A 2,076-nucleotide genomic window follows, 5' to 3' on the forward strand; every position below is an offset into this window, starting at 1 on the left:
TCGACATCAAGCTGAAGTAGGCGGGATCGGGCTGGACGCGGGGGCGGGCGGCCCATAAAAGGCATAGAACTGACCTAACGAACGAAGGGGAACGTCATGCCCAGCCCCGTGCCGCTGCCAGGAGGGATCTGGCCATGAAACTGCACTGGTCCCCGCGCTCGCCCTTCGTGCGGAAGGTGATGATCGCCGCGCATGAGCTCGGGCTGGCGGACCGCATCCGGACGGTCCGCACGGTGGTCCGCATGGGCAAGCCGAATGATGACCTGCTGCCGGACAATCCGCTGAGCAAGATCCCGACGCTGGTGCTGGATGACGGGACGGTGCTGTTCGACAGCCTGACGATCATCGAGTACCTGGACGACCTTGCGGGCGGCGCGCTGTTCCCGCCGAAGCCGGCGCGCTTCGAGGCGCTGACCCGCCACGCGCTGGGCAATGGACTCCTGGACCTGCTCATCCTGTTTCGCAACGAGCGCGACAAGCCGGCGGACCGGCAGACGGCGGAATGGCTGGACAGCTTCGCGGCGAAGACCCGCGCCTCGCTGGACCGGCTGGAGCGCGAGGCCCCTGCCCTTTCCGCGAGGCCATTCGACGTGGGCCATATCGCGATCGGCTGCGCGCTCTCCTACCTCGACTTCCGTTTCGCCGACATGGACTGGCGGGCCGAGCATCCCGCCATCGCGGCGTGGCATGAAGAATTCTCTGCGCGGCCTTCCGTGCGCGGGACGGAGGCGGTGGATGACTGAAATGCGCCAGGGCCCGCTCTCCCATGTTCGGGTGCTCGATCTCAGCCGCATCATGGCGGCGCCCTGGGCCACGCAGATCCTGGCCGATCTCGGCGCGGATGTGATCAAGGTGGAGCGGCCGGGCGCGGGCGACGACACGCGGGGCTGGGGCCCGCCCTTCCTGAAGGACCGGGAGGGGAAGCCGACCAGGGATGCGGGCTACTTCCTGGCGGTGAACCGCGGCAAGCGCAGCGTGACGCTGGACATGGCCAAGCCCGAGGGGCAGGCGGTGATCCGCCGGCTGGCCGAAGGCGCCGACATCGTGCTGGAGAACTTCAAGGCGGGCGCCCTGGCGAAGTACGGGCTGGATGCGGCGTCGCTGCGCGCCGTGAACCCGCGGCTGATCTACTGCTCCGTCACCGGCTTCGGGCAGGACGGGCCGCGCGCGGACCAGGCCGCCTATGACTTCGCCATCCAGGCCATGGGCGGTCTGATGAGCGTAACGGGGGAGCGTGACGACGCGCCCGGCGGAGGCCCGCAGAAGGTGGGCGTGCCCATCGTGGACCTGATGACCGGAATGTATGCTGGCATCGCCGTTCTGGCCGCGCTGGCGCGGCGGGGCGAGACGGGGGTGGGCGAGACGATCGACCTCGCCATGCTGGACGTGGGCGCGGCGTTCCTGGCGAATCAGGCGACGAACTGGTTGCTCTCCGGCCGCGCGCCGAAGCGGGGTGGCAATCGGCACCCGAACATTCAGCCGCAGGACGTGTTCCCCTGCGCCGACGCGTCGCTTGTTCTCGCGGTGGGCAATGACGGGCAGTTCCGCAAGCTTTGCGAGGCGATCGGGCGCCCGGAATGGGTGGAAGACGAGCGCTTCGCGACGAACGCCGCGCGCGTGCGGAACAACCCGGAGCTGACCCCGCTGCTGGCAGCGCGCTTCCGCGACTTTCCGCGCGCGGAGCTGATGGCGGCGCTGGATGCGGCCGGGGTGCCCTGCGCGCCGATCAACACGGTGCCCGAGGTGTTTGAGGACCCGCAGATCCGTCACCGCGAGATGCTGCGCCACCTGCCCCACCCCGTGGCAGGCACCGTGCCGCAGGTGGTGAGCCCGCTGCGCTTCGCGGAGAACCCGCTGCGCTTCGACCGCGCCCCGCCCACCCTGGGCCAGCACACCGAGGAGGTGCTGTCCGAGTTGGGTTTTGGCGCGGAGGAGATTGCCGGTTTTGCCGCGCGCGGCGTGACGTGAGAGGAGGCGCTGATGGCCCGCATACCCCTTCCCTTGCCCGAGGAGATGTCGCCCGAGCAGCGCGGGGTGCATGACGCGGTTCTTGCCGGTCCGCGGGGCCAGGTGATC

2 protein-coding genes are annotated in these 2,076 nt (G+C 69.6%); both read left to right on the plus strand.

The features are described 5' to 3' along the window. The first annotated feature begins 134 nt into the window (after positions 1-134). The gene (locus J5Y10_RS27545; protein WP_209377365.1) at positions 135-743 is read left to right on the plus strand and encodes a glutathione S-transferase family protein; all 609 of its coding nucleotides are present in this window, start codon (positions 135-137) and stop codon (positions 741-743) included. Further along, positions 736-1,968 carry a CaiB/BaiF CoA transferase family protein gene (locus J5Y10_RS27550; protein ID WP_245215169.1) on the plus strand — a complete coding sequence of 411 codons (1,233 nt, stop codon included), beginning with the start codon at positions 736-738 and terminating at the stop codon, positions 1,966-1,968. Before J5Y10_RS27545 ends, J5Y10_RS27550 begins: the two co-directional genes overlap by 8 nt. Positions 1,969-2,076: the final 108 nt, after the last annotated feature.

It is taken from the genome of Roseomonas indoligenes, from assembly GCF_017813365.1.
Taxonomy (GTDB): Bacteria; Pseudomonadota; Alphaproteobacteria; order Acetobacterales; family Acetobacteraceae; genus Roseomonas; species Roseomonas indoligenes.

Excerpts from the sequence above, each read along its gene's own strand:
- J5Y10_RS27545 (WP_209377365.1), top strand. The coding sequence starts at position 135 with ATGAAACTGCACTGGTCCCCGCGCTCGCCCTTCGTGCGGAAGGTGATG.
- J5Y10_RS27550 (WP_245215169.1), top strand. The coding sequence starts at position 736 with ATGACTGAAATGCGCCAGGGCCCGCTCTCCCATGTTCGGGTGCTCGAT.